The 24870-nt window shown below is 73.6% G+C and carries 14 protein-coding genes and 1 rRNA gene; 12 read left to right on the top strand and 3 right to left on the bottom strand.

All coding sequences use genetic code 11. The annotated features are described in order from the left end of the window. Window positions 1-91 (top strand): 5S ribosomal RNA (gene rrf, locus AC0B61_RS27440); the annotation flags it as partial. 61 nt (window positions 92-152) lie between these two features. Next, window positions 153-998: a phosphatase PAP2 family protein gene (locus AC0B61_RS27435; protein WP_471743589.1), complete on the top strand. Its 846-nt coding sequence runs from the start codon at window positions 153-155 to the stop codon at window positions 996-998. Window positions 999-1019: 21 nt separating this feature from the next. Here the strand turns inward: AC0B61_RS27435 and AC0B61_RS27430 are convergent, their stop codons facing one another. Both AC0B61_RS27430 and AC0B61_RS27425 read right to left on the bottom strand, forming a co-directional pair. Next, window positions 1020-1583, bottom strand: coding sequence for an acetate uptake transporter (locus tag AC0B61_RS27430; RefSeq protein WP_471743587.1), 564 nt, complete (start codon window positions 1581-1583; stop codon window positions 1020-1022). 256 nt (window positions 1584-1839) lie between these two features. Then, complete coding sequence (locus tag AC0B61_RS27425; protein ID WP_471743585.1) at window positions 1840-4395, bottom strand: SpoIIE family protein phosphatase; 2556 nt, start codon at window positions 4393-4395, stop codon at window positions 1840-1842. Window positions 4396-4905: 510 nt separating this feature from the next. On the opposite strand from AC0B61_RS27425, the gene AC0B61_RS27420 reads away from it, so the two are divergent. From AC0B61_RS27420 to AC0B61_RS27380, 9 genes are all read left to right on the top strand, one after another. Further along, on the top strand, window positions 4906-9495 hold the full coding sequence (locus AC0B61_RS27420; protein WP_471743607.1) for a HAMP domain-containing protein: 4590 nt from the start codon (window positions 4906-4908) through the stop codon (window positions 9493-9495). A gap of 329 nt (window positions 9496-9824) precedes the next feature. Next, on the top strand, window positions 9825-10463 hold the full coding sequence (locus AC0B61_RS27415; protein ID WP_030246748.1) for a response regulator: 639 nt from the start codon (window positions 9825-9827) through the stop codon (window positions 10461-10463). Window positions 10464-10609: 146 nt separating this feature from the next. Continuing rightward, window positions 10610-13291, top strand: a complete 2682-nt coding sequence (locus AC0B61_RS27410; RefSeq protein ID WP_471743583.1) for an FtsK/SpoIIIE family DNA translocase — start codon at window positions 10610-10612, stop codon at window positions 13289-13291. A gap of 341 nt (window positions 13292-13632) precedes the next feature. Further along, the gene (locus AC0B61_RS27405; RefSeq protein ID WP_471743581.1) at window positions 13633-14496 is read left to right on the top strand and encodes a helix-turn-helix domain-containing protein; all 864 of its coding nucleotides are present in this window, start codon (window positions 13633-13635) and stop codon (window positions 14494-14496) included. 96 nt (window positions 14497-14592) lie between these two features. Next, window positions 14593-16083: a 30S ribosomal protein S12 methylthiotransferase RimO gene (gene rimO, locus AC0B61_RS27400; RefSeq protein ID WP_471743579.1), complete on the top strand. Its 1491-nt coding sequence runs from the start codon at window positions 14593-14595 to the stop codon at window positions 16081-16083. Beyond that, the gene (gene pgsA, locus AC0B61_RS27395; RefSeq protein ID WP_471743577.1) at window positions 16080-16718 is read left to right on the top strand and encodes a CDP-diacylglycerol--glycerol-3-phosphate 3-phosphatidyltransferase; all 639 of its coding nucleotides are present in this window, start codon (window positions 16080-16082) and stop codon (window positions 16716-16718) included. Before rimO ends, pgsA begins: the two co-directional genes overlap by 4 nt. A 17-nt stretch (window positions 16719-16735) precedes the next feature. Next, window positions 16736-17218, top strand: coding sequence for a CinA family protein (locus tag AC0B61_RS27390; RefSeq protein WP_471743575.1), 483 nt, complete (start codon window positions 16736-16738; stop codon window positions 17216-17218). Between the two features lie 319 nt (window positions 17219-17537). After that, window positions 17538-17906: a helix-turn-helix domain-containing protein gene (locus tag AC0B61_RS27385; protein WP_049660741.1), complete on the top strand. Its 369-nt coding sequence runs from the start codon at window positions 17538-17540 to the stop codon at window positions 17904-17906. A 133-nt stretch (window positions 17907-18039) separates the two neighbouring features. Next, window positions 18040-18261: a hypothetical protein gene (locus tag AC0B61_RS27380; protein ID WP_471743573.1), complete on the top strand. Its 222-nt coding sequence runs from the start codon at window positions 18040-18042 to the stop codon at window positions 18259-18261. A 64-nt stretch (window positions 18262-18325) separates the two neighbouring features. Here AC0B61_RS27380 and AC0B61_RS27375 read toward each other — a convergent pair whose 3' ends face one another. Beyond that, window positions 18326-23035 (bottom strand): ATP-dependent helicase, encoded by a 4710-nt coding sequence (locus AC0B61_RS27375; protein WP_471743571.1) that lies wholly within the window; start codon window positions 23033-23035, stop codon window positions 18326-18328. A 194-nt stretch (window positions 23036-23229) separates the two neighbouring features. Here AC0B61_RS27375 and AC0B61_RS27370 point away from each other — a divergent pair, with 194 nt between their 5' ends. Then, on the top strand, window positions 23230-24831 hold the full coding sequence (locus tag AC0B61_RS27370) for a S8 family serine peptidase (protein ID WP_471743569.1): 1602 nt from the start codon (window positions 23230-23232) through the stop codon (window positions 24829-24831). Window positions 24832-24870 lie beyond the last annotated feature (39 nt).

Here is a 24870-nt window from a genome sequence, read left to right as displayed (position 1 = left end):
GCCCGGTTACATTCCGAACCCGGAAGCTAAGCCTCAAAGCGCCGATGGTACTGCAGGGGGGACCCTGTGGGAGAGTAGGACGCCGCCGAACAATCATTCCGAAAAGACCCCCTCCCAATCGGGAGGGGGTCTTTTTGCGTTACCCTCTGCCAATGCAGAACCTGACCCTGACCTGGCAGTCCGCCGGAGGCGCCGCCGTCGGCCTCTACGCGGGTGCGTACGCCGCGGCGAGGGGTCGGAAGCCGGCGCTGTCGGCGCTGCTGCGGGAGGCTGGGACGCTGCTGGCGCTGTTCGCGCTCTGGCAGTTGGTCGGGCACCTGTCGGTGATGAGTACGGACCACGCGCTGGACCGGGCGAGCTGGATCCACCACACCGAGCAGGTGATCGGGTTGCCGGACGAGGCCTCCTGGCAGGCGGCGATCATGCCGTACCCGGTGTTGGTGCGGCTGGCGAACTACTACTACGCGGTCATGCACTTCGCGGTGATGCTCGGCGTCCTGCTCTGGGTGTTCGTGCGGCACCGCGCGCGGTACGCGTGGGTGCGGAACACGGTGGTGATCACCACGGCCGTCTGTCTGCTGGTGCAGTTCGTTCCGGTGGCGCCGCCCCGGATGCTCGCGGGGAGCGGTTTCGTCGACGTGGCTGCGGAGTATGGGCAGTCGGTGTACGGGGGTGCTGTCGGCGGTGTCGTGGTGGCCGACCAACTGTCGGCGATGCCCTCGGTGCACGTCGCCTGGTGCGTGCTGGCGGCGGTCGCGGTGATCCGGGTGTCGCGCAGCTCGCTGCGGTGGGTGGTGGTGCTGCATCCGCTGCTGACGGTCGCGGTGGTCGTGGTGACGGCCAACCACTTCTGGGCGGACGGCGTCGTCGGAGTCCTGATCCTCCTCCTCGCGTACGCCGTGCTGGCGTTGGCGGCACGCCGACGGGGCCGGCTCGCCGTCGAGGCGGAGAGCCGGCCCCGCAGTACCGCCGAGGAGCGGTGGGGGCAGGTCGGTTGAGCCGGCCGGGGCTCGCGTGACTCACTTGACCGGCAGGGCGACCTTCCCCCAGGAGCCGTTGCTCAGTGCGGAGGTGGCCCAGTACCAGGCGGCGAGGCCGGAGGCGGCCGCGACCCACCCGGCGAGCTTGGCGAGGCCGCCGTAGCCGCCGAAGGTGGCGATGGCGGAGAGCAGCAGGGAGAGCGTCAGCAGTCCGTAGACGGCGCGGCTGATCAGGCCCGCCCCCCAGCCGGCCGCGGTGAGGGTGAGGGCGAGCAGGGCCCACAGCAGCAGGAACAGGCCGGCGGCGTTCTTGCCCGCCCCTCCTGCCGCCGACCAGGTCGCCCAGAAGGCACCGAGGCTGGTGAAGGCGGTTCCGGTGAAGCCCTCGCCGCGGCGGAGCTGCCAGAGGCCCGCGATGAAGAGGGTGACGCCGCCGAGCAGATGGGCGAGGTGGGCCGCGTCCCCGGTTCCGGCGCCGTGCAGGATGCCGGTGGAGAGCAGACCGTAGGCGAGTAGTGTCAGGCCGAGGGCGAGGTAGCCGAGGTTACCCGCGTCGGCTGCGGTGGAACGGGCGTTCGTTGCCCCGGTAGCGTCGTTGCTCACCGAGGGCTCCTTTCACTCTGGGCGCGCGCAGGGCGCAGTGATGCCGTGGTGTGGGTCCGATGAGTGGTTGCGCGCGACCGCGCCGAGGACGCACGGCTGTGAGCGTGCGCGGGCTGCGGTCAGAAGTGATGGGCCAGCGGAGAGCCGCTGGTCAGGTCCCCGCCGGGGGATTCCCCGGTGGGATCGGTCTACCCGGCCGTCCTCGCTTGTACCCTTGTGAAGATAACAATTTGTGACTGCGTCAGCTGTGGAACGCTCAGGCCTGGCGCTGGTTGGGCACCCGCAGGGTCAGGATCGCCATGTCGTCGGACGGCGGCTCGGGGGCGAAGCGCTCGACCGCGCGCTGGACCCGGGCCGCGACCGCTCCGGCGGTCAGACCGGTGCAGCCGGTGAGGACTTCGGCCAGGCCGTCGTCGCCCAGCATCCGCGCGCCCTCGCGGCGTTCGGTGACGCCGTCGGTGACGCACAGCAGGACCTCGCCGGGGGCGAGCACCAGGGTCTCGGCGGTGAGCTCGAGGTCGTCCATGACACCGAGCAGGGGCTGCGGGGTGGCGGCGCGGTCGACCCGGCCGTCGGTGCGCAGCCGTAGTGGCAGCGGGTGGCCGGCGCAGACCAGGGAGAGTTCGGTGCTGCCGTCCGGACGGGGCGTCAGTTCGCCGTAGAGCAGGGTGAGGAAGCGGCTGCGCGAACCCTCGTCCAGGATGGCCGCGTTGAGGCGGCGCAGGACCTGCGGGGCGTCCAGGCCCTCGCGGGCGAGCAGCCGCAGCGAGTGCCGGGCCAGGCCGGTGACCGAGGCGGCCTCGGGGCCGGTGCCGCAGACGTCGCCGATGGCGAAGCCGTAGGTGCCCTCGCGGATGGTGAACAGGTCGTAGAAGTCCCCGCCGACCTCGTTGCCCTCTCCGGCGGCCTGGTAGTAGACGTCCACCTCGACGCCCGGGATCTCCGGCAGGTCCGGCGGGAGCAGGCTGCGCTGCAGGGCCTGGCTGGTGGCGGTGCGCTCGGAGTAGAGGCGGGAGTTGTCGAGGGCGAGGGCGGCGCGGCGGGAGAGGTCCTCGGCGAGTTCGAGGATCTCCTGGCGGAACCGGACGCCCGCCGGGACACCGAGCGCCAGCAGGCCGATGACGCGGTTGCGGGCGGTCAGCGCGATGGCGACGGTCTCGCCGAGCAGCCCGGCGAGTTCCGGGCTGTCGGTGAGGCCGCCGGCCTCGGCGGTCTCGGCGGGCGCCGCCCAGAAGCGGACGCCGTGGGTGGGGCCGGTCTCGGGGGCGGGGGTCTTGTCGAGCAGGTCGCGCAGCGGGTCGATGCGGTCCTCGTCCTCGTGCAGGACGAAGGCGAGGCGGGCCGTGGAGGAGTGGTCGGCGGTGGTGTAGACGGCGCACCAGGAGGCGAGGGTGGGGACGGCCATCTGCGCCATCAGCGCGAGGGTCTGCTCGTGTTCGAGGGTGCCGGCCAGCAGGTCGGAGGCCTCGACCAGGAAGGACAGCGAGCCCCGGCGCAGCCGTTCGAGCTCGGTCAGCCGGGTGCTCTCGACGGCGAGGGCGACCCGGTCGGCGGCGAACTGCAGGCGCAGCGCGTCCTCGTTGTCGTAGCGGCCGGGCGAGGTGGCGGCGATGCCGAGCGAGCCGATCAGGCGGCCCTCGACCTTGAGCGGGACGGTGACCAGGGACCGCATGCCGCTGTCGGAGAGCAGGGGCAGCCCGGTGGGGCGGCCGGCGAGGTCCTCGTGGACGGAGGGCAGCCGGGCGGAGTCGTATCGGTTGCCGGTCTCGACCGGGAAGCGGGTGTGCCGGCGGTGTCCGGCGGTGAGGCCGGTGGCGGCGCGGACCTCGAACTCGGCCTCGTCGTCGGTGGTGAGCAGCAGGTACGCGGCGTCGCCGTCGAGCAGGTCGCGGGCGCGTTCGACGGTGCGCTGCAGCAGGGTGTCGAGGTCGTCGGTGACGACCGGGCCGGCCAGCAGGTCGAGCCGGGGGCCGGTGGGGTCGGGGCGCTCGCCGGGCAGGGTGCGGGCGGGGGAGCGCAGGACGGCCCGGTCGGGTTCGAGGACGAGCAGACAGAGGGTGGAGGCGACGCCCTCGGTGTCGCGTACGCGCACCTGGACGCCGTACACCTCGGCCTCCTGGCCGTCCTGGCGGCGGATCCCGTAGCCGCCCTCCCAGCGGGCCATCCGCAGGGTGTCGGTCAGGCTGGGGCCGGGGGGCTGCGGCCAGACGGCGAGGTCGGCCCAGGGGCGGCCGAGGACGGTGCCGGCGGGGTACTGGAAGAGCGCCTCGGCGTCCGGGTTCCAGGCCAGGACGCGGCCGTCCTCGTCGAGTTGGACGACGGCGACGTGCACCGGGCCGGGGCCGCTCGGCAGGTCGCTGCCGGGGGTGGCGGGAACGGCGTAGCGGGTGCCGACCACGTGTGCGGGCAGTCGGAGGCGGAACCAGACGGTCTTGCGGCCGGTCCCGTACTCGACGCCCCATCTCTCGGCGAGGGCGGAGCACATCAGCAGGCCGCGGCCGCCCTCGCCGTCGGGGTCGGCGTAGCGGTCGGAGGCGGTGACCGGTCCGTCGCCGAGGGTGGGCAGGCCGCGTTCGGGGTGGTGGTCGGTGACCTCGATCCGGACGGTCTCCTCCTCGCGCAGGCAGCAGACCTCGGCGGCGGTGCCGGCGTGCACGACGGCGTTGGTGACCAGTTCGCTGACCAGCACGACCGCGTCGTCGACGACTTCCGGCAGTCCCCAGCCGAGCAGTGCGTCCCGGACGAAGCCCCGGGCGGCCGCGGCGGACCGGCCGTCGGGATCGAAGGTGGCGGCTGCGCGCGCGGTGACCACGTTGCCACTTCTCCTCTGCTGCTCTTGCCCTGGCTGTCCGGGGGTGCGGCGCCGACTTCCCCGTGCGCGCCGTCGGGTGAGCGGCGGCGCTGGGGTCGGGTTGTGGCCCGGTGCAGCGCTCCACCCTACTTTCCGCTTGGTTCCCCGTGGGGGCGGGGCGCCGAAACAGGCACCTGAGGGTGATTCTGCCCACCTGTTTCGGACGGTGGGGCACCAACCGTGCGCAACCGGCCGTCCACCCGGCGCCAGTGCTGCCAGACTGGGGGGTCCGCGATGACCGGTACGAGCAGTACGGTCGTGGGGTGCCGGTGTGCCGAAGGCCGCCGGTAGCAGCCCAGCCGGGCCGGTGCCCGGGACGCGTGCCGACCCCGGCACGGGCGGTCACCGGACAGTTCACGATGTGGGAGGGGCCCGTTGAGTTCGGCCACCAAGGACGCAACCGGTACGACGCCGCCCGCCCAGCGCGGCGGCCGCTCCGGGACCGCGCCGCGGAACGCGGCCGGCCGGCGAGTGAGCCACAACCGCGGCGCGGAGCCCGCCGAGCTGCGCAAGCTGCTGTCCGCGCTGACCGCGATGCGGGACGGCAACTTCCGCCGCCGGATGACCGTCCCGGGCGACGGGCCGCTGGCGGAGATCGCCGCGGTGTTCAACGAGGTCGCCGAGCGCAACCAGCACCTGACCGGCGAACTGGCCCGGGTGCGGCGGGCGGTCGGCCGCGAGGGCCGGCTGAACGAGCGGCTGGAGACCGGCGCGGGCGAGGGCGCCTGGATGGCGGCCGTCGACAACTGCAACGCGCTGATCGACGACCTGGCCCGCCCGATGGCCGAGGTGGGCCGGGTGCTGAGCTCGATCGCCGAGGGCGACCTGGACCAGAAGATGGAGCTGCGCTCGCTGCACAGCAACGGGGTGAGCCACCCGCTGCGCGGCGAGTACCTGAAGATCGGCCGGACCGTCAACGGGCTGGTGGACCAGCTCTCGGAGTTCACCGACGAGGTGACCCGGGTGGCCCGGGAGGTCGGCACCGAGGGCAAGCTCGGCGGCCAGGCCAAGGTCCGCAGCGTGTCGGGCAGTTGGAAGGACCTGGCGGACTCGGTCAACACCATGGCCGGCCGGCTGACCGCGCAGGTGCGCAACATCGCCCAGGTGACCACGGCGGTGGCCAAGGGCGACCTCTCCCGCAAGGTCACCGTCGAGGTGGCCGGCGAGATGCTGGAGCTGAAGAACACCGTCAACACGATGGTGGACCAGCTGAACGGCTTCGCCGCGCAGGTCATCACGGTGGCCAGGGACGTGGGGACGGAGGGCCGGCTGGGCGGTCAGGCCCAGGTGCCGGGGGTGGCGGGGGTCTGGCGGGACCTCACCGACTCGGTGAACTTCATGGCCGACAACCTGACCGGCCAGGTGCGCAACATCGCCCAGGTGACCACGGCGGTGGCCCGCGGGGACCTGTCGCAGAAGATCGAGGTGGACGCGCGCGGCGAGATGCTGGAGCTGAAGAACACCATCAACACGATGGTCGACCAGCTCTCCGGTTTCGCCGAGCAGGTGACCAGGGTGGCCCGGCAGGTGGGCACCGAGGGCCGGCTGGGCGGTCAGGCGCAGGTGCCCTGGGCGGCCGGGGTGTGGCGGGACCTGACCGACAACGTCAACTTCATGGCCAACAACCTCACCGACCAGGTGCGCAACATCGCCCAGGTGACGACCGCGGTGGCCAAGGGCGACCTGTCGCAGAAGATCCAGGTGGACGCGCGCGGGGAGATCCTGGAGCTGAAGAACACCATCAACACGATGGTGGACCAGCTGGGCGCCTTCGCGGACGAGGTGACCAGGGTCGCCCGGGACGTCGGCACCGAGGGCATCCTCGGCGGCCAGGCCAGCGTGCCCGGCGTGGCCGGCATCTGGAAGGACCTGACCAACTCCGTCAACCTGATGGCCAACAACCTGACCAGCCAGGTCCGCAACATCGCCGAGGTGACCACGGCGGTCGCGCGCGGCGACGTGTCGAAGAAGATCACCGTCGACGCCCGGGGCGAGATCCTGGAGCTGATGACGACCGTCAACACCATGGTCGACCAGCTGTCGGCGTTCGCCGACGAGGTGACCCGGGTGGCCCGCGAGGTGGGCACCGAGGGGATCCTGGGCGGTCAGGCGCGGGTGCGCGGGGTGTCGGGGATCTGGAAGGACCTGACCGACAACGTCAACTTCATGGCGTCGAACCTGACCGGGCAGGTGCGCAACATCGCCGAGGTGGCCGCCGCGGTGGCCCGCGGGGACCTCTCCAAGAAGATCGCGATCGAGGCCCAGGGCGAGGTCGCGGCGCTCGCCGGGACCTTGAACACCATGGTCGACCAGCTCTCCTCCTTCGCGGTGGAGGTGACCCGGGTGGCCCGCGAGGTCGGCACCGACGGCACCCTGGGCGGCCAGGCGAGCGTGCCGGGCGTGGCCGGCATCTGGAAGGACCTGACGGACAACGTCAACCTGATGGCCAACAACCTCACCGGCCAGGTGCGCAACATCGCGCTGGTGATCACCGCGGTCGCCCGCGGCGACCTCTCGCAGAAGATCGACGTCGACGCCCGCGGCGAGATCCTCCAGCTCAAGACCAGCATCAACACGATGGTCGACCAGCTCTCGGCGTTCGCCGACGAGGTGACCCGGGTGGCCCGCGAGGTGGGCACCGACGGACGCCTCGGCGGCCAGGCCAGGGTGCCCGGTGTGGACGGCACCTGGCAGGACCTGACCGAGTCGGTGAACGAACTGGCCAACAACCTGACCCGGCAGGTGCGCGCGATCGCCCAGGTCGCCACCGCGGTGACCAGGGGCGACCTGAGCCTGCGGATCGACGTGGACGCCGCGGGCGAGCTCGACGAGCTCAAGGACAACATCAACCAGATGATCGCCAACCTGCGCGAGACCACCCGCACCAACCAGGAGCAGGACTGGCTGAAGACCAACCTGGCCCGGATCTCCGGCCTGCTCCAGGGCCGCCGGGACCTGGAGGCGGTCGCCTCGCTGATCATGACCGAGCTGACCCCGGTGGTCTCCGCCCAGCACGGCGCCTTCTTCCTCGCCCAGCCGGCCGGCCGGACCGCCGAGCTGATCACCGAGGACGACGACGAGAACGACACCGTGCTGCGCCTGATCGGCAGCTACGGCTACCAGCGGCGGGCGATGCCGACCACCTTCCGCCCCGGCGAGTCGCTGATCGGCCAGGCCGCGGTGGAGAAGCGGGCGATCATCCTCAAGGAGGCGCCGCCCGGCTACCTCAAGATCGCCTCCGGCCTCGGCGAGGCCTCCCCGGCCCACATCGTGGTGCTGCCGGTGCTGTTCGAGGGCCGGCTGCTGGGCGTGATCGAACTGGCCACCTTCAGCTCCTTCACCACCGTCGCGCTGGACTTCCTGAACCAGATCGCCGACCTGATCGGCGTCACGGTCAACACCATCAGCGTCAACACCAAGACCGAGGGCCTGCTGCTGGAATCCCAGCGACTCACCGCGGAACTCTCCATGCGGTCCGCCGAGTTGGAGGCGCGCCAGGAGGAACTGGAGCGCACCAACGAGGAGTTGCAGGAGAAGGCCGAGCAACTCGCCCAGCAGAACCGCGACATCGAGATCAAGAACGGCGAGATCGAGGAGGCCCGGCAGGTCCTGGAGGAGCGCGCCGAACAGCTTGCCCTGGCCTCCCGGTACAAGAGCGAGTTCCTCGCCAACATGTCGCACGAGCTGCGCACCCCGCTCAACTCGCTGCTGATCCTGGCCAAGCTGCTCTCCGACAACAACGAGGGCAACCTCTCGCCCAAGCAGGTCGAGTTCGCCGACACCATCCACGGCGCCGGCTCCGACCTGCTGCAGCTGATCAACGACATCCTCGACCTGTCCAAGGTCGAGGCGGGCAAGATGGACGTCCGCCCGGCCCGGATCGCCCTGGTCCAGCTGGTCGACTACGTGGAGGCCACCTTCCAGCCGGTCGCGCTGGACAAGAACCTGGACTTCGCCGTCCGGGTCTCGCCCGCCCTGCCGGTCACCCTGCACACCGACGAGCAGCGGCTCCAGCAGGTGCTGCGCAACCTGATCTCCAACGCGGTGAAGTTCACCGACGCCGGCGCCGTCGACTTCTCGATCCGCCCGGCCGGCCCGGAGGTCCCGCAGCACGTGCGCGAGCGGCTGCTGGAGTCCGGCTCGATCCAGGGCCCGGACGACGCGCTGATCGCCTTCGCGGTCTCCGACACCGGCATCGGCATCCCCGAGAACAAGCTGCGGGAGATCTTCGAGGCGTTCAAGCAGGCCGACGGCACCACCAGCCGCAAGTACGGCGGCACCGGTCTCGGCCTGTCCATCAGCCGCGAGATCGCCCGGCTGCTCGGCGGCGAGATCCACGCCGAGAGCGAGCTGGGCAAGGGCTCCACGTTCACGCTCTACCTGCCGCTGCGCACCGAGGCCCCGGAGGCCCCGGCGGGCGACCAGCGCCCGTCCGCCGAGCGCGGCACCGGGTCGAACGCCCAGGCGCCGCGCGCCACGGTCGGCGTGACCCCGCTGGGCCTGCCGGTGCCGGTCGGGGAGAACCCGGCCGACCACTGGGCCCAGGAGGTCCGCGAGATGGCCGAGGAGCGCCGCCGCGGGGCCGTGGAGCGCCGTCGCAGCGCCGCTCTGGAGAACGCCGCCGGGCCGCGGGCGGTGGAGCCCGTCCGGCCCCGGCCGGTCAGCGGCGGCCGGCGCTTCGACGGCCAGCAGGTGCTGATCGTCGACGACGACGTCCGCAACGTGTTCGCCCTCACCAGCGTGCTGGAGCAGCACGGCCTGACCGTCCTGTACGCCGAGAACGGCCGCGAGGGCATCGAGATGCTGGAGCAGCACGAGAACGTGGCACTGGTCCTGATGGACATCATGATGCCGGAGATGGACGGCTACGCCACGACCGAGGCGATCCGCCGGATGCCCCAGTTCGCCGGCCTGCCGATCATCGCGCTCACCGCCAAGGCGATGAAGGGCGACCGGGAGAAGTCGCTGGAGGCGGGCGCCACCGACCACATCACCAAGCCGGTGGAGACCGACCACCTGCTCTCGGTGATGCACGAGTGGCTGCGCGGGGGCGGGGCGTGAGCGGGCCGCCGGGAGCCGCGGCGGGCGGCGTACGAGGGCCGGGGGAGGCGTGAACCCCGGGCCGGGCCCGCGCGTTCGCGTCGGTCGGTCGGCCGGTTTGCTGGCGGTCGGGCCCGGGAACCGGGTAGGGTCACCGATCGTTGCGAACAGTGACCGGATGACGACGCCCTGCTGAGCGTGCGCCGGAGCACCGGTCGCACACTGCTCCGGATCGGGTCACGACGGAGCGATGTGCCGGACGAGGGGGTGCGGCTAGCATGACCGGGGTAGCGGTGGGCAGTACGCGGGTGCCTGCACCGGGCGGCAGGCAGGCGACAGGAGGGCGGGCCCTGATGCAGAAGGCGAAGATCCTCCTGGTCGACGACCGACCGGAGAACCTGCTGGCACTGGAGGCGATCCTCTCTGCCCTGGACCAGACGCTGGTGCGCGCCGCGTCCGGCGAGGAAGCGCTCAAGGCGCTGCTCACCGACGACTTCGCGGTGATCCTGCTGGACGTCCAGATGCCCGGGATGGACGGCTTCGAGACCGCCGCCCACATCAAGCGCCGCGAGCGCACCCGGGACATCCCGATCATCTTCCTGACCGCGATCAACCACGGCCCGCACCACACCTTCCGCGGCTACGCGGCCGGGGCCGTGGACTACATCTCCAAGCCCTTCGACCCGTGGGTCCTGCGCGCCAAGGTCTCCGTCTTCGTCGACCTGTACGTGAAGAACTGCCAGCTGAAGGAGCAGGCCGCGCTGCTGCGGCTGCAACTGGAGGCGGGCGGCGGCGAGCCGGCCCTCGGCGGGGCGCTGCTGGGCGAGCTGTCCGCGCGCCTGGCGGCCGTCGAGGAGCAGGCGGAGGCGCTCGGCAAGCAGCTGGACGGCGGCGAGGACGCCGGGGTGGCGGCGACCGCCGCACACCTGGAGCGCAAGCTCTCGGCGCTGCGCCGGGCCCTGGACGCGATGCGCCCCGGAAGCTCCTGACCTTCGCCGTAGGTTCACCCGTCGGGGTGGTTCGGCGGTGCGTCCGGGTGAATCCCGGTCAGAGTGACGGTGTGTCTGCGACACGTCCGGGCGGCCCGGCTCGGGCACATGTGCGCCGGTGGTCCGCACCGGTAGGCTGCTGACCCATGGCCACTCGTACGCCCGGGAACGCAGCACGTAAGCCGAGTCCGGGAGCGGCCAGGAAGGCCGCGGCGAAGGCCCCGGGCAAGCCGCCCGTGAAGAAGGCGGCGGCGAAGCGGGCGGCCCCCGCGAAGAGGACGGCGGCCAAGTCGGCCCCGCCGCCCGCTCCCCCCTCCCGGTCGGTGCTGATGGGCGCGCTCAACGCGCTGGCGAGCCCGATCGCCGCGATCTTCCGCGGCTTCGGCGACGGCGCCAAGAACCTCGACCCGGCCCACCGCAAGGACGGCGTGGGCCTGCTGCTGTTCGCGCTGGCGCTGGTGACCGCCGCCGGCACCTGGTTCAGCCCGCAGGGCTGGCTGGGCGAGGCGGCCACCGCCGTGGTGTCCGGACTGTTCGGCCGACTCGACGTGCTGGTGCCGTTCCTGCTGGCCGCCATCGCGATCCGGCTCTGGCGCCATCCGGAGCTGCCGGAGGCCAACGGCCGGATCGTGATCGGGCTGACCGCGCTGCTGGTCGGCGTCCTCGGCCTGGTCCACATCGGCTGCGGCGCGCCCATGATGGGCGGCGGCGCCTCCCGGATAAGGGCGGCGGGCGGCATCATCGGCTGGGCCGCGTCCACCCCGATGATGGCCGCCGCGGGCCCCGCGCTCGCCGTGCCGCTGCTCCTGCTGCTGGCCTTCTTCGGCCTGCTGGTGGTCACCGCCACCCCGGTCAACCGCATCCCGGAGCGGCTGCGGGCGATCGGCGTCCGGCTCGGCGTGGTCGAACGCGGGCCGGAGGACGAGCTGTACGAGGGGCGTGCGCCGGAGCGTGACCTGTCCACCGAACCGCCGGAGGACGCCGACCCCGACGCGCTGCCGTTCACCGTGGACACCACCGGTGACGACCTGACGGACGAGGTGGCCGCCCGCCGGCGCCGCCGTCGGCGCAGGCCCGCCGACCCCGACGACCCGGCGGAGGCCGTCCGGGTCTCCCTGGACAAGGAGCCGCTGGACCCGTACGCCACCCGCAACCTGGCCGCCGGCGCGGCCGCCGACCTGGACGGCGCACTGGTCTACGGCGTGCCCGCCTCCTCCGCGGTGGCGGACATGATGCACCAGGTGCAGGACCGCACCGCGCCGCCCGAGGAACCCGCCGTCCCGGCCGCCCGCAGCGGCGGCCCGGGCGCACCCGAGGACCACGGCCCGGCACCGGTGCGGATGGAGCAGCTCCAGCTCACCGGCGACATCACGTACGCCCTGCCCCCGCTGGACCTGCTGGAGCGCGGCGGCCCGGCCAAGGCCCGCAGCGCCCTCAACGACGAGGTGGTCGCCCAGCTCACCGGCACCTTCAACGAGTTCAAGGTGGACGCCCGGGTCACCGGCTTCACCCGCGGCCCGACCGTCACCCGCTACGAGGTCGAGCTCGGCCCGGCCGTCAAGGTGGAGCGGATCACCGCGCTCGCCAAGAACATCGCCTACGCGGTGGCCAGCCCGGACGTGCGGATCATCAGCCCGATCCCGGGCAAGTCCGCGGTCGGCATCGAGATCCCCAACCGGGACCGCGAGATGGTCAACCTCGGCGACCTGCTGCGCTCGCGCACGGCCGCCGAGGACTCGCACCCGATGGTCGTCGGCATGGGCAAGGACGTCGAGGGCCACACCGTGATGGCCAACCTCGCCAAGATGCCGCACATCCTGGTGGCCGGTGCGACCGGCGCGGGCAAGTCGTCCTGCATCAACTGCCTGATCACCTCGATCCTCGCCCGGGCCACCCCGGACGAGGTGCGGATGGTGCTGGTCGACCCCAAGCGGGTCGAGCTCACCGCCTACGAGGGCATCCCGCACCTGATCACACCGATCATCACCAACCCCAAGAAGGCCGCCGAGGCCCTCCAGTGGGTGGTGCGCGAGATGGACATGCGCTACGACGACCTCGCGGCGTACGGCTTCCGGCACGTGGACGACTTCAACGCAGCGGTGCGGGCCGGCAAGGTCACCCCGCCGCTGGGCAGCGAGCGGGAGCTGAGGCCGTACCCGTACCTGCTGGTGATCGTCGACGAGCTGGCCGACCTGATGATGGTCGCGCCGCGGGACGTCGAGGACTCGGTGGTCCGGATCACCCAGCTGGCCCGCGCGGCCGGCATCCACCTGGTGCTCGCCACCCAGCGGCCCTCGGTGGACGTGGTCACCGGCCTGATCAAGGCCAACGTGCCGTCCCGGCTGGCCTTCGCGACCTCCGCGATGGCCGACTCCCGGGTCATCCTGGACCAGCCCGGCGCGGAGAAGCTGATCGGCAAGGGCGACGCGCTCTTCCTGCCGATGGGCGCCAGCAAGCCGATCCGCATGCAGGGCGGGTTCGTCACCGAGGCGGAGATCGCCCGGGTGGTGCAGCACTGCAAGGACCAGCTGAGCGCCGTCTACCGGGACGACGTGATGGTCGGGGGCGGACCGAAGAAGGAGATCGACGAGGAGATCGGCGACGACCTGGACCTGCTGATCCAGGCGGCCGAGCTGGTCGTCTCCACCCAGTTCGGCTCGACCTCGATGCTCCAGCGCAAGCTCCGGGTCGGCTTCGCCAAGGCGGGCCGGCTGATGGACCTGATGGAGTCGCGCGGGATCGTCGGCCCCAGCGAGGGCTCGAAGGCCCGCGACGTCCTGGTGAAGCCGGACGAGCTCGACGGGGTGCTGGTGACCCTGCGGGGCTGACGGGGCGGCGCCTTCCGGACGGCGCCGTGCGCCGGACGGCCCCGCGTCCCGGGCGGGCATCACTCGTTCGGGGGAGGGTAGGCGTGCCACGGGGAACCGAACGTCCGTACAGCGCGTCACAGGCCGGAAAGCGAACGCCCGGGTCCTTCCGTGCTCTTCCGAGCTGTTCCGTAGCTCTTCTGCGCTCTGCTGTGCGGCTCCGCTGACGGCCGGTCAGCTGAGGTGTCGGGCCCCGCTCGGGCCGGGTGCGCGCATTCGGGCCCGTTCCGCTTGAGAATCGATCCGCCCCCGCCCCTAGACTGTTCCCCAGCAGGTGGCCATCCGCTCGAAAGGCGTGCCCCGTGACCATCGGCAAGTCCTCCGATCGCGAGAACGCCCCGTCGTCCGTCGAGCCGACCGACGACGCGGCCCAGTCGGCCGATGCCCCGAGCATCGGCCGGGTGCTGTCCGCCGCCCGGATCGACGCGGGCCTCACGGTGGACCAGGTGAGTACCGCCACCCGGGTCCGGGTGCCGATCGTCCATGCCGTCGAGGAGGACGACTTCGGCCGCTGCGGCGGCGACTTCTACGCCCGCGGGCACATCCGCCTGATCGCCCGCGCCGTCGGCGTGGACGGCGACGCCCTGGTCGCCCGCTACGACGCCGCGCACGGCGGCCCGCCGGCCGCCAAGCACCCGGCGTCCCAGCTGATCGACAGCGGCCCGATCAAGGTGCCCAGCCGCGGCCGGCCGAACTGGGCGGCGGCGATGATGGCCGCGATCGTCGCGGTGGTCGCCCTGATCGGCTTCAACCTGGTCAGCGGCAAGGGCGGCCACGGCTCCACCGGCTCGGCCAGCGCGCCGCTGCCCAGCGGCTCCGGCACCGGCTCCGTCGCCCCGCCGGCCACGCCCGCCGTCCAGCCGCCGGCGCCCGCGCCGAGCGCCGCCGCGATCGCCGCCGTCCCCGGCGACAAGGTCACCGTGAAGCTGGTCGCCCAGGGCACGAGCTGGGTCTCGGCGATGGACGGCAGCGGCAAGTCGCTGTTCCAGAACAACATCAGCGACGGCCAGGACCAGACCTTCACCGACCCCAAGCAGATCAAGCTGGTGCTGGGCAACGGCGGGGCCGTGCACGCGTACGTCAACGGCAAGGACCTCGGCCTCCTCGGCAAGGACGGCCAGGTGGTGCACGTCACGTACACCCCCGGAGACCCGCAGGCGGGCTGACCACAGGGCCTGGTGGGGCCGGGCACGACCAGCTGATCCGAGGCGCGCGGCCTCCGGGGCGAACGGCACCGGAAGCCGCGCGTTAATCTTGGGCCTATGCCTGAACGCCGTACTGTCGCCCTTGTCACGCTCGGATGCGCCCGCAACGAGGTGGACTCCGAGGAACTCGCCGGGCGACTGGAAGCCGACGGCTGGTTGCTCGTCGACGACGCCGCCGAAGCGGACGTCGCCGTCGTCAACACCTGCGGCTTCGTCGAAGCCGCCAAGAAGGACTCCGTGGACGCCCTGCTGGAGGCCAACGACCTCAAGGGGAACAGCCGCACCCAGGCCGTCGTCGCGGTCGGCTGCATGGCCGAGCGGTACGGCAAGGAGCTCGCCGACGCGCTCCCCGAAGCCGACGGCGTGCTCGGCTTCGACGACTACGCCGACATCTCCGACCGCCTGCAGACCATCCTCTCCGGCGGCCACCACGCCCCGCACATCCCCCGCGACCGCCGCAAGCTGCTGCCGATCAGCCCCGCCGAACGGCAGTCCGCCGCCGAAGCCGTCGCGCTGCCCGGCCACGGCGCCGAGGCCGCCGCCGAGCCGATCGCCGACCTGCCCGAGGGCCTCGCCCCGGCCTCCGGCCCGCGCACCCTGCGCAAGCGGCTGGACGACAACCCGGTCGCCTCCGTCAAGCTCGCCTCCGGCTGCGACCGGCGCTGCTCCTTCTGCGCCATCCCGGCCTTCCGCGGCTCCTTCATCTCCCGCCGACCCTCCGACGTGCTGCACGAGGCCCAGTGGCTGGCCGAGCAGGGCGTCCGCGAGATCGTCCTGGTCAGCGAGAACAACACCTCGTACGGCAAGGACCTGGGCGACATCCGGCTGCTGGAGACGCTGCTCGGCGAGATCGCCGCGATCGACGGCGTCGAGCGGGTCCGGGTCTCCTACCTGCAGCCGGCCGAGATGCGCCCGGGGCTGATCGACGCGATGACCGGCACCCCCGACGTCGCGCCCTACTTCGACCTGTCCTTCCAGCACTCGGCGCCCGCCGTGCTGCGCCGGATGCGCCGCTTCGGCTCCACCGACCAGTTCCTGGAGCTGCTGAAGACCATCCGCGACAAGGCCCCGCAGGCCGGCGCCCGGTCCAACTTCATCGTCGGCTTCCCCGGCGAGACCGAGGAGGACTTCGCCGAACTGGAGCGCTTCGTCACCCACGCCGGGCTGGACGCGATCGGCGTCTTCGGCTACTCCGACGAGGAGGGCACCGAGGCCGCGACCTACGACGGCAAGCTGCCCGAGGACGTGATCGCCGACCGGCTGGACCGGCTGAGCCGGCTGGCCGAGGAGATGAGCGCCCAGCGGGCCGAGCAGCGGATCGGCAGCGAGGTCGTGGTGCTGATCGAGTCGATCGAGGACGGCGTGGTCGAGGGCCGGGCCGCCCACCAGGCCCCGGAGACCGACGGCCTGACCACCCTCGAAGGCGTCGACGCCCCCGAGGTCGGGCAGTTCTGGCGGGCCAAGGTGGTGGCCAGCGAGGGCGTCGACCTGGTCGCCGAGGCGCTGGAGCAGGTCCGGGTCCGCCAGGCCCCGGGAGCCGGGGAATGACCCAGGGGCCCGGCGCCCCGACCGCGGCCCACCCGGGCAGACCGGCGGCCGCGGTGCCGCCGACCCCGGGGATCTGGAACATCGCCAACGTGCTCACGATGGCCCGGGTGCTGCTGGTGCCGGTCTTCGTGTGGCTGTTGTTCGCCGGCGGCGGGCACGACCCCAAGTGGCGCGCGGTCGCCTGGGCCTCGTTCGCCATCGCGATGATCACCGACCTGTTCGACGGCGAACTGGCCCGCCGCAAGGGCCTGGTCACCGACTTCGGGAAGATCGCCGACCCGATCGCCGACAAGGCGATCATGGGCTCGGCGCTGATCGGCCTCTCGGTGCTCGGCGACCTGCCCTGGTGGGTCACCGCGGTGATCCTGGCCCGCGAACTGGGCATCACCCTGATGCGGTTCTGGGTGATCCGCTACGGGGTCATCCCGGCCAGCCGCGGCGGCAAGCTCAAGACGCTGACCCAGGGCACCGCGGTCGGCATGTACGTGCTGGCCCTGACCGGCTGGCTGGCCACCGGCCGGGCCGTGCTGATGGGCCTGGCGGTGCTGCTGACCGTCGGCACCGCGCTGGACTACGTCGGACAGGCGCTGCGACTGCGCCGCGAGGGACGGACCGCCGACCGCGCGGGCCGCTGAACAACGGGGGAGCCAGGGTGGCGGAGCACGACTACCGGTTGGCCGAGCGGGCGCACGCCGCCCTCCGGGCCGAGGGCGGCACACTGGCCGTCGCCGAGTCGCTGACCGGGGGGCTGCTGGCCGCCGCGCTGGTGGACGTCCCCGGGGCGTCCGCGACCTTCCGGGGCTCCGTCACCGCGTACGCGACCGAGCTGAAGGCCTCGGTGCTCGGCGTGGACGAGGGCCTGCTGGACGTGCACGGGCCGGTCCACCCCGTCGTGGCCCGGCAGATGGCCGAGGGAGTGCGCGGGCTGCTGGGAGCCACGTACGGGCTCGCGACGACCGGGGTGGCCGGTCCGGAGCCGCAGGACGGGCAGCCGGTGGGCACCGTACACCTGGCGGTCGCCGGTCCGGGGGGAACTCTGGTCAGTTCGCCCCTGCTGTCGGGAGGCCGTGCCACAATCCGTCACGGAGCGGTGACCGCCGCACTGGAGCTGCTCGTCGGCCGTCTCGCACGCTGACGGGCCCGCTCCGGCGGATCTCCACCGAACCGAGACCTGCCGATCTGGCACCCGGGCACGGCCCGGCTGGAGGATCGTGTTACATCCAACAGCCTGGTTGGGCAGAAACCAGGTGGCGAACGAGTTGCGTGACGGTGGGCCGGGTGCCCCGCGTCGGGTACCACGAGGGGCCCGCGAACCCGGGAACGACACCGGAACGAGGAGGGGGACAGCCTTGCAGCCCAGAGTGAACACGACCAGGGTCCCCGCACGCGAAGCGGGCAAGGCGGTACGGTGGGGGCGTGACATCTCGATCCGCAGTCCGAGGAGGGAGGCACCGATGATCCTGCTCCGTCGCCTACTGGGCGATGTACTGCGTCGGCAGCGCCAGCGCCAGGGCCGCACACTCCGCGAGGTGTCGGCGGCAGCCAGGGTTTCGCTCGGATACCTCTCCGAGGTCGAGCGGGGACAGAAGGAGGCCTCCTCGGAGCTGCTCTCCGCCATCTGCGACGCACTCGACGTCCGGATGTCCGAGGTCATGCGCGAGGTCAGCGACGAACTGTCGCTCGCCGAACTTGCGGCGATGGCCACCCTCTCCGAAGGTGATCTGCTGAGGCCGGTACTCGAACCGGTTCCGCTGCCCGCCCCCGGCACCGACCGGGCGAACATGTCGCCCAAGGCCGCCGCGATGGACGTGGTCGCCGCCTGAACCCGGCCTCGACTCCCGGGCATCCCTGCCCGGGGCGAGCGAAGGGAGGGCGGTCGTGCGGAAAGAAGCGCGGATGCGCCCGTCGGCCCGAATACGGGCGCGGGCGCGACTGTTGCCCAGGAAACGACGTCCGGTGCGGTGGATCCTGGCGGCGGTGGCGGCCGGACTCGCCTGCTGGCTCCTGATCGTCCGGGGGCAGCCGGTCGACGGTGCGGCGCTGGGGCTGCTCGCGGCCGGAGGCTGGGGGCTCGGTCTCATCCCGGTCCACGCGGACCGGAACGCGACCGGACCGAACCGGCGCCGGCGCGAGGAGACGGTACGACCGGTGGAGGCACAGCCGCCACCGATCGGGTGATTCGACGTGGCAGGAGGCCGCGGGGTCCTGGACCCCGCGGCCTCCGGCGTTCCCGCGCCCCGGCTCAGGGACGCAGGCGGAGCCCGCGCGGGGTGGCGTGGAAGCCGGCCTCCTCCAGGGCGCGGCCGAGGGCCGAGCCGAGGGCGGGCTCGCCGTTGGCCCGCTCCACCGTGACGCTGCCGAGCGCGCCCTCCCGGACGGCCGCGGCCAGCGCGCCCGCCGCGAGCGCCCGGGCCCCCTCGTCCTCCGGCCAGGCCAGCAGGGACTTGCCGCCGCGCTCGACGTACAGCGCCAACTCGCCGTCGACCAGGACCACCAAGGCACCCGCCTTGCGGCCCGGCCGGTGCGCCGTGGACTCCTTGCCGCCGGGCACGGCGGGCGGCTCCGGCCAGGGCAGGGCGGCGCCGTAGGCGTTCGCCGGGTCGGCGGCGGCCAGCACCAGCGCCTGCGGCGGCTCGGTGGCCGGGGCGGAGGACCACCCGGCGGCCCGGGACCGCTCCAGCCGGCCGTTGACCGAACGCAGCCGGTCAGCCGCGCCCTCCATGGCGAACTGGGCGCCGCCGAGGCCCTCGACGAAGTAGCCCCGGCGGGCCCGGCCGCGCTCCTCCATCGCGGCGAGCACCCGGTACACCCCGGCGAAGCCGCCGGGCACCCGCTCGGCCACCACCGTGCCCCGGGTGAGCAGGCCGTGGCGGTCCAGCAGGCTCTGCGCCCGGGCCGTGGCCCGGACCGTCGGGTCGCCGGCGAAGGCGGGCAGCAGCGACCAGCGCCCGGCCACCGTCGGCGGGCCGCTGCGCAGGGCGCCGCCGACCCGGCCGAACGGACGGCCGGCGCCGCCGTAGCGGCCGCGCGGGGTGGCCCGGGGCGCGCGGTGGGCGGTGGCGCCCGCCGTCCGGCCGGAGCCGAGCAGGGCGCGCAGCGGGGCGAGCGTGTCATTGGTGACGTAGCCGGCCCAGACCAGATCCCACAGGGCCGCGACGACCTCTGGCTCCGGCGTCTCCTCCGGGAGCTGCTGGACGAGTTGGCGGAAGAACAGGCCGTAGCCGCCGGCCAGCGCGGCCATCAGGGCGCTGTGCAGCGGGGTGAGCGCGGGTGGGACGGGCTCGGGGCGCAGCAGGTGGGCGTTCTCGGTGAGGTGCAGGCTGATCCAGCCGTCCTTGCCGGCCAGCGCGCCGGCCCCGCACCAGCCGATCTCGCCGGCCGCCGTCAACTCGTCCAGCAGGCCGGGGGAGTAGTCGGCGAGCCGGGCCGGGAGGACCAGCTTCTCCAGGGCGGAGGCTGGCAGGGCGGTGCCCTGCAGCTGCTCGACCACCCGGAGCATGCCGTCCGGGCCGCGCAGCCGGTGGCCGGCCACGTGCTGCCACTGCGGGAGGAAGGCGGCCAGGGCGCGCGGCGGCACCGGCTCGACCTCCTGGCGCAGGGCCGCCAGCGAGCGGCGGCGCAGCCGGCGCAGCACCTCGGCGTCGCACCACTCGGACGCGGTGTGGCTCTCGGCGGGCCGGAACTGGCCCTGGACCAGGCGGCCGGCGGCGGTCAGGCGGTGCAGGGTGCCGGCGACCACGGCGGTGCCGAGACCGAAGCGGGCGGCGGCCTCGGCGGCCGTGAACGGGCCGTGGGTACGGGCGTGGCGGGCGATCAGGTCCCCCAGGGGGTCCTTGACCGGCTCGGTGAAGGCCTCGGGGACGCCGACCGGCAGCGGGGTGCCGAGTGCGTCGCGCAGCCGTCCGGAGTCCTCGATCGAGGCCCAGCGCCGCTCGCCGGCGATCCGGACCTGGATCACCCGGCGGGCGGCCTCCAGCTCCAGGGCCCACAGCGGCTCGGCGCCGCGAGCGGTCAACTCGGCCTCGGCGAGCGGGCCGAGCAGGCGCAGGGCGTCCGCGACGCCCTCGGCGTCCTTGATCCGGCGCTCGGGGGTGAGGCGCTGGAGTTCGGCCTCCAGCTCGATGAGGACCTGCGGATCGAGCAGTTCGCTCAGCTCGGCCTGGCCGAGGAGCTCGGACAGCAGCCGGGAGTCGAGCGAGAGGGCGGCGGCGCGGCGCTCGGCCAGCGGGGAGTCGCCCTCGTAGAGGAACTGGGCGACGTAGCCGAAGAGCAGTGAACGGGCGAAGGGCGACGGCTCGGAGGTGGTGACCTCGACGAGGCGGACGGCGCGGGATTCCAGGTCCGCCATCAGCTCGACCAGGCCGGGCACGTCGAAGACGTCCTGCAGGCACTCCCGGACGGCCTCCAGCACGATCGGGAACGAGCCGTACTCGGAGGCGACTTCGAGTAGTTGGGCGGCGCGCTGGCGCTGCTGCCAGAGCGGGGTGCGGCGGCCGGGGTTGCGGCGGGGGAGCAGCAGGGCGCGGCCGGCGCACTCGCGGAAGCGGGAGGCGAACAGGGCGGAGCCGCCGACCTGGTCGGTGACCAGCTGCTCGATCTCGCCGGGGTCGAACAGGGCGGCGTCGGCGCCGACCGGGGCCTCGTCCGGAGCCGAACTCGCCTGTTCCGAAGGGAAGTCCAGCAGGTCCGCGTCCGGGAGGCGGAGCACGATGCCGTCGTCGGCGTGCATGACCTGCGGGTCCAGGCCGTGCTTCTCGCGCAGCCGGGCGCCGAGGGCGAGCGCCCAGGGGGCGTGCACCTGGGCGCCGAAGGGGGAGTGGATGACGATCCGCCAGTCGCCGAGCTCGTCCCGGAAGCGCTCGACCACGATGGTGCGGTCGTCCGGGAGGTGGCCGCAGGCGGCGCGCTGCTCGGCGAGGTAGTCGAGCAGGTTGGCGGCGGCCCAGTCGTCCAGCCCGGCCCGCTGGAGGCGCTCGGTGGCGGCCTCCGGCGTCAGCGCGCCCAGCTCGCGGGTGAACGCGCCGAGGGCGCGGCCGAGTTCGAGCGGACGGCCAAGGGTGTCGCCCTTCCAGAACGGGAGCCGGCCGGGGACGCCGGGGGCCGGGGTGACCAGCACCTTGTCGTGGGTGATCTCCTCGATCCGCCAGGAGGTGGTGCCCAGGGTGAACACGTCGCCCACGCGGGACTCGTAGACCATCTCCTCGTCGAGCTCGCCCACCCGCCGCCCGCCGCCCGGCTTGCCCGACTTCGGATCGGACCCGGCACTGCCGGCGATGAAGACGCCGAACAGGCCGCGGTCGGGGATGGTGCCGCCGGAGGTCACGGCCAGGCGCTGGGCGCCGGGGCGGCCGGTCACCGTGCCGGCCACCCGGTCCCAGACGATGCGGGGGCGCAGCTCGGCGAAGGCGTCCGAGGGGTAGCGGCCGGCCAGCATGTCGAGCACGGCGTCGAAGGCGGACTGCGGGAGGGTGGCGAACGGCGCGGCGCGGCGGACCACGGTGAGCAGTTCGTCCACCGGCCAGACGTCCAGGGCCGTCATCGCGACCAGCTGCTGGGCGAGCACGTCCAGCGGGTTGCGCGGGATGCGCAGGGCCTCGATCCGACCCGTCCGCATCCGCTCGGTGACCACGGCGGACTGCACGAGGTCGCCCCGGTACTTGGGGAAGAAGACACCGGTGGAGACCGCGCCGACCTGGTGGCCCGCCCGGCCGACCCGCTGCAGACCGGAGGCGACCGAGGGCGGGGACTCGACCTGGACGACCAGGTCGACGGCGCCCATGTCGATGCCCAGCTCCAGGCTGGAGGTGGCGACCACGGCGGGCAGCCGGCCGGCCTTCAACTCCTCCTCGACCAGCGAGCGCTGCTCCTTGGAGACGGAGCCGTGGTGGGCCCGGGCGATGACCGCGGGAGCGCCCCTGGTCGCGCCCGACCCGCCCATCAGCTCGGCCGGGGCGTGCGCCTCGGGGACGGCGGTGCCGGTGGCGCGCTCGTAGGCGATCTCGTTCAGCCGGTTGCACAGGCGCTCGGCCAGGCGGCGGGAGTTGGCGAACACGATCGTCGAGCGGTGTGCCTCGACCAGGTCGACGATCCGCTCCTCGACGTGCGGCCAGATCGAGGCCTGGCGCTGCGCGTCGCTGCCGGCGGCGCCGCCGGCGGCCGGGGCGGCGGGCAGGTCGTCCAGATCGGGGACGGGGACGACCACCGAGAGGTCGAAGTCCTTGGCGGCGGGCGGCTGGACCACCGCGGCGCCGCGCCGCGGACTGAGGAACCGGGCCACCTCCTCGACCGGGCGCACCGTCGCGGACAGGCCGATCCGCCGGGCCGGGCGCTCCAGCAACTCGTCCAGCCGCTCCAGGGTGAGGGCGAGGTGGGCGCCGCGCTTGGTGCCGGCGACCGCGTGCACCTCGTCCAGGATCACCGTGTCCACCCCGCGCAGCGCCTCCCGGGAGGCGGAGGTGAGCAGCAGGAACAGCGACTCGGGGGTGGTGATCAGGATGTCCGGCGGGTGGGTCGCGAAGCGGCGGCGGTCGGCGGCCGGGGTGTCACCGGAGCGGATGGCGACCTGGACCTCCGGCTCGGGCAGCCCGAGCCGGACGGCGGCCTGGCGCAGGCCGGTCAGCGGGGCGCGCAGGTTCCGTTCGACGTCGACCGCGAGGGCCTTGAGCGGCGAGACGTAGAGGACCCGGCAGCGGTGCTTGGGCTCGGCCGGCGGCGGGGTGCTGCTGAGCCGGTCGAGGGCGGAGAGGAAGGCGGCGAGCGTCTTGCCGGAGCCGGTGGGGGCGACCACCAGGACGTCCGTCTCCCGCCCGATGGCGCGCCAGGCTTCGGCCTGGGCGCTGGTGGGGGCGGAGAAGGCACCGGTGAACCAGGCCCGGGTGGCCGGGGCGAAGCCGGCCAGGGGGTCGCCGGCCGGTGGGGGGCCGTCGGGCGGGATCGGGTGTCGGGGCGCCATGCCCCCATGGTGCCGGGTGGGACTGACATCCGGGCGTGTGGCCGTGCGGGGTGCGGGTGCTTTCTGGGGTGTGGGATGCCGCTGCATGTGGGGGGTGTAAGCCGGGGAGCAGAAACGACAATCCGCTCATATGGTGATGATTCGGGAGCATGATCCACCCGTGAACCACCGGACCGACGAGCGGAGGCCGTGCGATGGCGCAGGACCCGTCGCGCAGGGCCGCCCGCGCCGCCCGGCGCCGCCGCGTCCGCGGCCCCGCCCGGGCACTGCTCGCGATGCTGCTCACGGCCCTCGTCGTGGGCGGCGCCGTCCCCTACGTCTCCGGGCCCGGGCGCGCCTACCTCAGCTACCTGGTGCTCGCCGAGCGGGAGGACGCCTCCGGCGCGGACCGGGCCGCGGCCGTGAGCCGGGCCGCGGGCGGACACGTGGTGCAGGAGTACCCGCAGATCGGGGCCGTCCTCGCCTACGCCACCGGAGGATTCGCCGACAAGGTGCGGGCCCGGCCCGGCATCGCCGCCGCCGGCGCGACCCGGACCGCGCCGGTCGTGGCGCCGCCCCGCGTGGTGGAGGGAGCCGGGGACTTCACGGCGGGCGCGCCGCGCAGCGGGCCCGCGGCCGCCGGCGCGGACAGCGCCGGCACCGACCGGGCGGACGGCGACCGAGCGGACGGCGAGACCTCCACCGTGCCCGACCCGGCCGAGGGCGGCGCCTGGAACCTCGCCATGCTCGGCGCCACCGCGGCCCGGGCCGGCGACGCCTCCCCGGCACCGACCGGCGCGCCCGCGAGCAGCACCGCGAGCAGCCCCGCGGGCGCCCCCGCGGGCGCCGTACCGGGCCCCGAGGCACTGCACAGGGTGCTGGTCGCGGTGCTGGACTCCGGGGTGGACGACACCCACCCCGACCTGCGCAGCGCCGTCGACCCGAAAGCCTCCGCCTCCTGTGCCGACGGCCGGCCCGACGCCCGGACCGGCGCCTGGCGGCCCGACCCCGGAGTGGGCGAGAGCGGCCACGGCACCCACGTCGCCGGGATCATCGGCGCCGCCCGGGACGGCCGCGGCGTCACCGGAGTCGCGCCGGGCGTGCGGATCGCCGCCGTCCGGCTGCTCGGCCCGCTCGGGCAGTACTACGCCGAGAACATCGTCTGCGGCTTGATCTGGGCGGCCGACCACGGCGCCAAAGCCGTCAACAACAGCTACTTCGCCGACCCGTGGAAGTACAACTGCCCCGAGGACCGGGACCAGGCCGCGCTGATCGCCGCCGTCGACCGGGCCGCCGGCTACGCCCGGCGCAAGGGCGCGGTGGTGGTCGCCTCGGCGGGCAACGACGGACAGGACCTCACCGCCGCCCGGACCGACGAACGCAGCCCCAACGACCGGGTCTCCGGTCCGCCGAGCACCCGCTACCTGGGCACCGAGTGCGTCAGGCTGCCCGGCGAACTGCCCCGCGTCGTCACCGTCACCGCGGTCAACCGGGACGGCCACCCGTCCGCGTACTCCAACTACGGGCGCGGCCGGGTCTCGCTCGCCGCCCCCGGCGGCGACCCGGACGGCGGGTCGCAGAACGCGGTCGTCTCGGACTGGCCCGGCGGCCAGTACGCGGCGCTCGCCGGCACGTCGATGGCGGCCGCGCACGTGACCGGCGCGGTCGCGGTGGCGGCGGCGCTGCACCCGGACCTCGACTCGGACGGGCTGGCGGCGCTGCTCGCGAACACGGCCGCGGCCGGCTGCCCGCCGGGGCCCCGCGCCTGCGGGGACCGGCAGTACCTCGGGGCGGGGCTCCTGGTGCTGCCGCACTGAGCGGCCGTCGTCCGGGACGTCAGCGGTTCCGGGACGCCG

This window comes from Kitasatospora sp. NPDC023385 (assembly GCF_055664045.1).
The sequence above is the reverse complement of the archived record's forward strand: the minus strand, read 5'-3'. Positions and strand labels throughout refer to the sequence as shown.

Bases quoted from the DNA above. Each gene is read 5' to 3' on its own strand.
- AC0B61_RS27370 (WP_471743569.1), top strand. From the start codon at position 23,230: ATGGCGCAGGACCCGTCGCGCAGGGCCGCCCGCGCCGCCCGGCGCCGC.
- pgsA (WP_471743577.1), top strand. From the start codon at position 16,080: ATGACCCAGGGGCCCGGCGCCCCGACCGCGGCCCACCCGGGCAGACCG.
- AC0B61_RS27385 (WP_049660741.1), top strand. From the start codon at position 17,538: ATGATCCTGCTCCGTCGCCTACTGGGCGATGTACTGCGTCGGCAGCGC.
- AC0B61_RS27410 (WP_471743583.1), top strand. From the start codon at position 10,610: ATGGCCACTCGTACGCCCGGGAACGCAGCACGTAAGCCGAGTCCGGGA.
- AC0B61_RS27435 (WP_471743589.1), top strand. From the start codon at position 153: ATGCAGAACCTGACCCTGACCTGGCAGTCCGCCGGAGGCGCCGCCGTC.
- AC0B61_RS27375 (WP_471743571.1), bottom strand. From the start codon at position 23,035: ATGGCGCCCCGACACCCGATCCCGCCCGACGGCCCCCCACCGGCCGGC.
- rimO (WP_471743579.1), top strand. From the start codon at position 14,593: ATGCCTGAACGCCGTACTGTCGCCCTTGTCACGCTCGGATGCGCCCGC.